This window comes from Paraburkholderia sp. (assembly GCF_035501035.1).
In the GTDB taxonomy this organism is placed as follows: Bacteria; Pseudomonadota; Gammaproteobacteria; order Burkholderiales; family Burkholderiaceae; genus Paraburkholderia.
Genome location: NZ_DATJWR010000316.1, coordinates 1 through 7,760 on the forward strand (window position 1 = coordinate 1; position 7,760 = coordinate 7,760).

Annotated in this window: 7 protein-coding genes and 1 pseudogene; all 8 read left to right on the forward strand. The window is 67.4% G+C overall.

All coding sequences use genetic code 11. From position 1 onward, the window contains the following. The first annotated feature begins 62 nt into the window (after positions 1-62). Entirely contained in the window at positions 63-1,559 is a 1,497-nt protein-coding gene (locus VMJ11_RS23310) for an aminopeptidase P N-terminal domain-containing protein (protein WP_325622216.1), read from the forward strand. Between the two features lie 37 nt (positions 1,560-1,596). Further along, positions 1,597-2,907 (forward strand): UbiH/UbiF/VisC/COQ6 family ubiquinone biosynthesis hydroxylase, encoded by a 1,311-nt coding sequence (locus VMJ11_RS23315; protein ID WP_325622206.1) that lies wholly within the window; start codon positions 1,597-1,599, stop codon positions 2,905-2,907. Between the two features lie 255 nt (positions 2,908-3,162). Next, positions 3,163-4,221 carry a tRNA dihydrouridine synthase DusB gene (gene dusB, locus VMJ11_RS23320; protein WP_325622208.1) on the forward strand — a complete coding sequence of 353 codons (1,059 nt, stop codon included), beginning with the start codon at positions 3,163-3,165 and terminating at the stop codon, positions 4,219-4,221. Further along, entirely contained in the window at positions 4,218-4,451 is a 234-nt protein-coding gene (locus VMJ11_RS23325) for a Fis family transcriptional regulator (RefSeq protein ID WP_028216158.1), read from the forward strand. Before dusB ends, VMJ11_RS23325 begins: the two co-directional genes overlap by 4 nt. Positions 4,452-4,525: 74 nt before the next feature. Continuing rightward, positions 4,526-6,091 carry a bifunctional phosphoribosylaminoimidazolecarboxamide formyltransferase/IMP cyclohydrolase gene (gene purH, locus VMJ11_RS23330; protein WP_325622210.1) on the forward strand — a complete coding sequence of 522 codons (1,566 nt, stop codon included), beginning with the start codon at positions 4,526-4,528 and terminating at the stop codon, positions 6,089-6,091. Between the two features lie 177 nt (positions 6,092-6,268). Next, the gene (gene ruvC / locus VMJ11_RS23335; RefSeq protein WP_325622212.1) at positions 6,269-6,811 is read left to right on the forward strand and encodes a crossover junction endodeoxyribonuclease RuvC; all 543 of its coding nucleotides are present in this window, start codon (positions 6,269-6,271) and stop codon (positions 6,809-6,811) included. Positions 6,812-6,930: 119 nt separating this feature from the next. Continuing rightward, complete coding sequence (gene ruvA / locus VMJ11_RS23340; protein ID WP_325622214.1) at positions 6,931-7,512, forward strand: Holliday junction branch migration protein RuvA; 582 nt, start codon at positions 6,931-6,933, stop codon at positions 7,510-7,512. Between the two features lie 135 nt (positions 7,513-7,647). Further along, positions 7,648-7,760 (forward strand): annotated as a pseudogene (locus tag VMJ11_RS23345) (Holliday junction branch migration DNA helicase RuvB); the annotation flags it as partial.

Consider the following 7,760-nt stretch of genomic DNA (forward strand, 5'->3'; position numbering starts at 1 on the left):
CTGCCGCTCACGCGGCGATCGCGGGCGGACGCCAGGTTGCACGCAGGCGCTACAATCGCACGATGGACTCGACCCTCAAGCCAGCCTCCCCGGCCGCCTCGCGCGAAACCCAACCCGCCGCCAACGCGGCCGACGTGCAACGGGGCCCCGACGGCGGCGCCGCGCTCTATCGCGCACGCCGCGAGCGCGTGCTTGCCGCGCTGCGCGCCGAGGGCGGCGGTGTCGCGCTCGTGCCGACCGCGCCCGAAGTGCTGCGCAACCGCGACGCCGACTATCCCTATCGGCACGACAGCTACTTCTATTACCTCACCGGCTTCACGGAGCCCGAGGCGCTGCTCGTGCTCGACGCGAGCGCGGGCGAGAACCAGCCGGCCGCGATCCTGTTCTGCCGCGCGAAGAACGTCGAGCGCGAAACCTGGGAAGGCTTTCGCCACGGTCCCGACGGCGCGCGCGAAGCGTACGGCTTCGACGCCGCGTTTCCCTTCGACGAACTCGATGCGCGCATCCCGCAACTCATCGCGAACCGCCCCGCGCTGCATTACGCGCTCGCGGCCTCCGATCGCTTCGATGCGCAGGTGAAGCGCTGGATCGACGCGGTGCGCGCGCAGGGGCGCAGCGGCGTCACCGCGCCTGCCGCCGCGTACGACCTGCTGCCGCTGCTCGACGACATGCGCGTGATCAAGGACGCGCACGAGCTCGACACGATGCGCCGCGCCGCGCATATCTCGGCGCTCGCGCACGTTCGCGCGATGCAGACGTGCCGCCCCGGCATGCGCGAATACGAAATCGAAGCCGAGCTGCTCTACACGTTCCGCAAGCACGGCGCCCAGGCGCCGGCCTATGGCTCGATCGTCGCGGCCGGCGCGAATGCCTGCGTGCTGCACTATCCCGCCGGCAATGCCGTGGCGCGCGAAGGCGACCTCGTTCTCATCGACGCCGCGTGCGAATTGAACGGCTACGCCTCGGACATCACGCGCACGTTCCCCGCGAGCGGCCGCTTCACGAGCGCGCAACGCGAGCTTTACGACATCGTGCTCGCCGCGCAGCAGACCGCCATCGATGCCACTCGCGCCGGCGTGAATTTCGAGGCGCCGCACGAGGCCGCCGTGCGGGTGCTCGCCCAGGGGCTGCTCGATACCGGCATCCTCGACCGGCAGCGCTTTGCGAGCGTCGACGACGTGATCGCCGAGCGCGCCTATGCGCGCTTCTACATGCATCGCACCGGGCACTGGCTCGGCATGGATGTGCACGATGCGGGCGATTATCGGGAACGTGAGGAGCGTGGGGAACACAGCGCCGCCTCGAGCGCCACGAGCACGGAAAAAGCCGACACCCCGCCGCCCTGGCGCACGCTGCGTCCCGGCATGACGCTCACGATCGAGCCGGGCCTCTATATCCGCGCGGCCGAAGACGTGCCCGAGCGCTATTGGGACATCGGCATTCGCATCGAAGACGACGCGATCGTCACCGAAACGGGCTGCGAGCTGATCACGCGCGGCGTGCCCGTGGCCGCCGGCGAAATCGAAGCGCTGATGCAGGACGCGCGCAGCCGCGCCTGACGCGCGCGAAGACCCCAGACGAAGCGAAGCAAACGACATGAACGCAGTTTCCGGCAGCGCGAACGACGCCCCCGTACCCGCCTCGGCCACGTCGGCCGCCGCGGCCGGCACCGTCACGCACGAGCCGTTCGATTACGACTTGACCATCGTCGGCGCGGGGCCGGTGGGTCTCGCGCTCGCAGGCTGGCTTGCGCGGCGCAGCGCCACGCGCGCGCTCTCGATCGCGCTGATCGACGCGCGCGAACCCGACGACAGCACCGGCGACCCGCGCGCGATCGCGGTCTCGCAGGGCAGCCGCACGCTGCTCGAAGCGCTCGCGTGGCCACACGACGCCACGCCCATCGAGCGCATCCACGTCTCGCAGCGGGGCCATTTCGGGCGCACGCTGATCGACCGTCGCGACTACGACTTGCCAGCGCTCGGCTACGTCGCCCGCTATGGCGCCATCGTGCAGGCGCTCGCGCAGGCCGTGCGCGGCAGCAGCGTGCACTGGCTGCATCACGCGTACGCACATGACCCGGTCGTCGAGCACGACGGCGTCACGCTGCCCGTGGTGAGCGCAGGCGTGGAGCGGCGCCTGCGCACGCGCATTCTCGTGAACGCCGAAGGCGGCCTCTATCGCCCGCAACCGCGGCGTGCCGCGCACGACGATTCCGACGAAGCCAACAAGCGGGCCGTGCAGCCGCAAGGTGAAACCAAACGCTCGCGCGACTATGGACAAACGGCGCTGGTCGGCGTGGTGACGCTCTCCGCGCCGCAGCCGCACGTGGCGTGGGAGCGCTTCACGAACGAAGGCCCAATCGCACTGCTGCCGATGGGCGGCGTGCGCGGCGCGGATTACGCGCTCGTGTGGTGCTGCTCCCCCGATCAAGCCGAGCGCCGCGCGCAACTCGACGACACTGGCTTCCTCGCCGAACTGGGTGCTGCGTTCGGCGCGCGCATGGGCCGCTTCACGCATATCCACGGCCGCGCGGCGTTCCCGCTCGGCCTGAACGCGCTCGACGCACTGGTTTCCGGTCACGGCCGCATCGCGGCGGTCGGCAACGCGGCGCAAACGCTGCATCCGGTTGCGGGCCAAGGGCTCAATCTCGGCCTGCGCGACGCGCACGCGCTCGTCGACTCCGTCGCGCAGCACGGCGCCACACCACGCGCGCTGGCGGATTTCGCCGGCCGCCGTGCGTTCGATCGCCGCATGACGATCGGCGCCACCGACACGCTCGCGCGCCTGTTCACCGTCGACTTCGGCCCGCTGGCCATGCTGCGCGGGCTCGCGCTCACGGCGCTCGAATTCGCGCCGCCCGTCAAGACGGCGCTCGCGCGGCAAATGATGTTCGGACAGCGAAGCTGATGAGCCCGTTTTGGGGTCAAAGCACTTTTCTTCGAAGCGCGCTTGACGATCTGCTTGCGGACGCGATCGTCGACTCAATCGCGGACACGATTACAGACCCCACACCCGCATCTGAAACAAGACCAGGGTCTGCATTGCGCGACCTTGCATCCCGTTAACGCTAAAATACGCGTTTCCCCGTTTTCAGATTCTCGCCGTTAGCCGCGTGTGCCGGAACGCCATCCGCGCCGCGACAACCGGCGTCGCCCGCGCGTCATGTTCACAATCGGCCGTCACACCCTGCGTAACAACCTGTTCGTCGCCCCCATGGCAGGCGTTACGGACCGGCCGTTCCGCCAGCTGTGCAAGCGCCTCGGCGCGGGCTACGCGGTGTCGGAAATGGTCGCGTCGAACGCGCAGCTCTGGAAGAGCGAGAAAACCATGCGCCGCGCCAATCACGCGGGCGAGGTGGAGCCCATTGCCGTGCAGATCGCCGGCGCCGACCCGGACATGATGGCCGAAGCCGCGCGCTACAACGTGGCCAACGGCGCGCAGATCATCGACATCAACATGGGCTGCCCGGCCAAGAAGGTCTGCAACGTGGCGGCGGGCTCGGCGCTGCTGCAAAACGAGCCGCTCGTCGCGCGCATCGTCAAGGCCGTGGTCGACGCCGTGGGCGTGGGTCCGGACGCCGTGCCCGTCACGCTCAAGATCCGGACCGGCTGGGACCGCGAGAACCGCAACGCGCTCACGGTCGCGCGCATTGCCGAGGAAAGCGGCATTGCCATGCTCACCGTGCACGGCCGCACGCGCGCGGACCTCTATCACGGTGAAGCGGAGTACGAAACGATTGCCGCGGTGAAGGCCGCCGCGCGCATTCCGGTGGTCGCGAACGGCGACATCGTGTCGCCGCAGAAGGCGCGCGAGGTGCTCGCCGTCACGGGCGCCGACGCCATCATGATCGGCCGCGCGGCGCAGGGGCGTCCGTGGCTCTTTCGCGAAATCGAGCATTTCCTCGCCACGGGCGAACTGCTGCCACCGCCGCGCGTGGACGAAATCCAGTCGATCATGAACGAGCATCTCGAAGACCACTACGCGTTTTATGGCGAGTTTACGGGCGTGCGTACTGCGCGCAAGCATATCGGCTGGTACACTCGCGGCCTTTGCGGCGCCAATACGTTCCGGCATCGCATGAATACGCTGGACACCACACGCGAACAGCTCGTTGCCGTCAACCAGTTCTTCGACGAGCAGAAGGCGCGCTCAGAGCGCCTCGTCTACGTCGACGACCAAACCGATGGTGGCGAGGAATCAAACGATCGACTGGCAGCATGAGCAAGCACAATATCGAACAATCCGTCCGCGAGAGTCTGGGCATTTACTTCCAGGACCTCGACGGCAGCAATCCGCACGACGTCTATGAAATGGTGATGGCGTGCGTCGAAAAACCGATGCTCGAGGTGGTGCTCGAGCAGGCCGGCGGCAACCAGTCGCTGGCCGCCGAGTATCTCGGCATCAACCGCAACACGCTGCGCAAGAAGCTCCAGCAGCACGGCCTGCTGTAACGGCCGTCGCGGCCCTTCCCGCACTTCTGGACTTCGGCGCGGACTCCTCGATCCCTCGGTAACTCCTCCTCATCATGATCAAGCAAGCGCTCATCTCCGTTTCCGACAAGTCGGGCATCGTCGATTTCGCGAAGTCCCTGTCCGATCTCGGTGTCAAGATCCTGTCGACCGGCGGCACCGCGAAACTGCTCGCGGACGCAGGCCTTCCCGTCACCGAAGTGGCCGACTACACCGGCTTCCCGGAAATGCTCGATGGGCGCGTGAAAACGCTGCACCCGAAGGTGCACGGCGGCATCCTCGCGCGCCGCGACCTGCCCGAGCACATGGCCGCGCTCGAAAAGCACGGCATCCCGACGATCGACCTGCTCGTCGTGAACCTCTATCCGTTCGTCCAGACGGTGTCGAAGGAAGAGTGCACGCTCGAAGACGCGATCGAGAACATCGACATCGGCGGCCCGACCATGCTGCGCTCGGCGGCGAAGAACCATCGCGACGTGACCGTGGTCGTCGACCCGACCGACTACGCGTTGGTGCTGGAAGAGATGCGCGCGAACGGCAACACCATGAGCTACGCGACGAACTTCCGCCTCGCGACCAAGGTGTTCTCGCACACGGCGCAGTACGACGGCGCGATCACGAACTACCTGACGAGCCTCACGCAATCGCTCGATCACAAGGAGCGCAACACCTACCCGGCCGTGCTGAACCTCGCGTTCGACAAGGTGCAGGACCTGCGCTACGGCGAAAACCCGCACCAGAGCGCCGCGTTCTACCGCGACCTCGCAACGCCCGCCGGCGCGCTGGCGAACTACACGCAGCTGCAGGGCAAGGAGCTGTCGTACAACAACATCGCCGACTCGGACGCCGCGTGGGAATGCGTGAAGACCTTCGACGCGCCGGCCTGTGTGATCGTCAAGCACGCGAATCCGTGCGGCGTGGCGATCGGCGCGAACGCGCACGAAGCGTACTCGAAGGCGTTCCAGACCGACCCGACCTCGGCGTTCGGCGGCATCATCGCGTTCAACCGCGAAGTGGACGAAGCCGCGGCGCAGGCCGTGTCGAAGCAGTTCGTCGAAGTGCTGATCGCGCCGTCGTTCTCGGAAGCGGCGAAGGCCGTGTTCGCGGCGAAGCAGAACGTGCGTTTGCTCGAAATCGCTCTGGGCGAAGGCCATAACGCGTTCGACCTGAAGCGCGTGGGCGGCGGCCTCCTCGTGCAATCGCTCGACGCGAAGAACGTGCAACCGCACGAGCTGCGCGTGGTGACGAAGCGCCACCCGACGCCGAAGGAAATGGACGACCTGCTCTTCGCCTGGCGCGTCGCGAAGTTCGTGAAGTCCAACGCGATCGTGTTCTGCGCGAACGGCATGACGATGGGCGTGGGCGCGGGCCAGATGAGCCGCGTGGATTCGGCGCGCATCGCCAGCATCAAGGCCGATAACGCGGGCCTCAAGCTCGCCGGCACCGCGGTCGCTTCGGACGCGTTCTTCCCGTTCCGCGATGGCCTCGACGTGGTGGTCAATGCGGGCGCGACCTGCGTGATCCAGCCGGGCGGCTCGATGCGCGACGACGAAGTGATCGCCGCCGCCGACGAGCACAACATCGCCATGGTGATGACGGGCGTGCGCCACTTCCGTCATTGATCCTTGCGCGCGGCGCGTGACCTGCACGTGACGCGCCGCTGGTGCAAAGGCCCGCCGGATTCATGTCCCGCGGGCTTTTTCTTTGCGCCTTGCCGGCGTCCCTCTACGCCAGCAAGGCTCGCGGCGGCTGTGCCGTTCGTTGTACCATCGCAGGCACATTCGCTTTTCCCGCATTTCATGAGAATTCTCGGCATCGACCCCGGCTTGCGCGTCACCGGCTTCGGCGTGATCGAGCGTCACGGCCATCAGCTCACGTATGTCGCAAGCGGCGTCATCCGCACCGCCGATGCCGATTTGCCTACGCGTCTGGGCACGATCTTCGAGGGCATTTCGACCTTGATCCGCCAGCACGCGCCCGACCAGGCCGCGATCGAAAAGGTGTTCGTCAACGTCAATCCGCAGTCGACGCTGCTGCTCGGCCAGGCGCGCGGCGCAGCCATTTGCGGGCTGGTTTCGGGCGGCGTACCGGTGGCCGAGTACACCGCACTGCAACTGAAGCAGGCCGTGGTGGGCTACGGACGCGCGACCAAGGAACAGATGCAGCAAATGGTCGTGCGGCTATTGAATCTCACCGGCACGCCCGGCACCGACGCCGCCGACGCCCTCGGCATGGCGATCTGCCACGCCCACGGCGGCGATGCGCTCGCCACGCTCGGCGGACTTGCGCCAGCGCTCGCGAAGAAGGGCATGCGGGTGCGGCGCGGACGTTTGATCGGCTGATCGAGGCTTCGATGGCGCCGCTGCTGCACCTGGCCGAACGATCAAGGTTCGAGGCGCGCGCTCCGCGCCGCCCTGCCCTCCGCTACACTCTGAAGCTTTCTCTCATCACTGAACCCGCCATGATCGGTCGCATTGCCGGCGTATTGCTGGAAAAGAACCCGCCGCACCTGCTCATCGACTGCAACGGCATCGGCTACGAAGTCGACGTGCCGATGAGCACGTTCTACAACCTGCCCGGCGCCGGCGAAAAAGTCGTGCTCCTCACGCAGATGATCGTGCGCGAAGACGCGCACCTGCTCTACGGCTTCGGCACGCAGCAAGAACGCGCGACGTTTCGCGAGTTGCTCAAGATCACCGGCATCGGTGCGCGCATGGCGCTCGCCGTGCTCTCGGGCATGAGCGTGCACGACCTCTCGCAGGCGGTCACGCTGCAGGATTCGGCGCGCCTCACGCGCGTGCCCGGCATCGGCAAGAAGACGGCCGAGCGCCTGCTGCTCGAACTCAAGGGCAAGCTCGGCGCCGACCTGGGCGCGATGGCCGCCGCCGCTTCGCCATCCGATCACGCGAACGACATCCTCAACGCACTGCTCGCGCTCGGCTATTCGGAGAAGGAAGCGCTCGCCGCGATCAAGAGCGTGCCCGCCGGCACCGGCGTCTCCGAAGGCATCAAGCTCGCGCTCAAGATGCTCTCCAAGGCTTGATTGCCGCCGCGCGCACTCACCGCGCATTCGCACGCGCGGGCGCGGTCGGCGCTTGCGATGGCTGTTAGTTGCACCACCTACGTTTGCGCGGGAGACGGCGCCGCCGGCGCGTAGTCTGCGCGGTACAATCGCCGGATGATCGAAACCGACAAACTCGCCGCAAGCCACGCCGGCGCCGACCGCGTGATCGCCGCCACGCCCGCCTCGACCCACGAGGAAGCGTTCGAGCGCGCGCTGCGCCCGCGCCA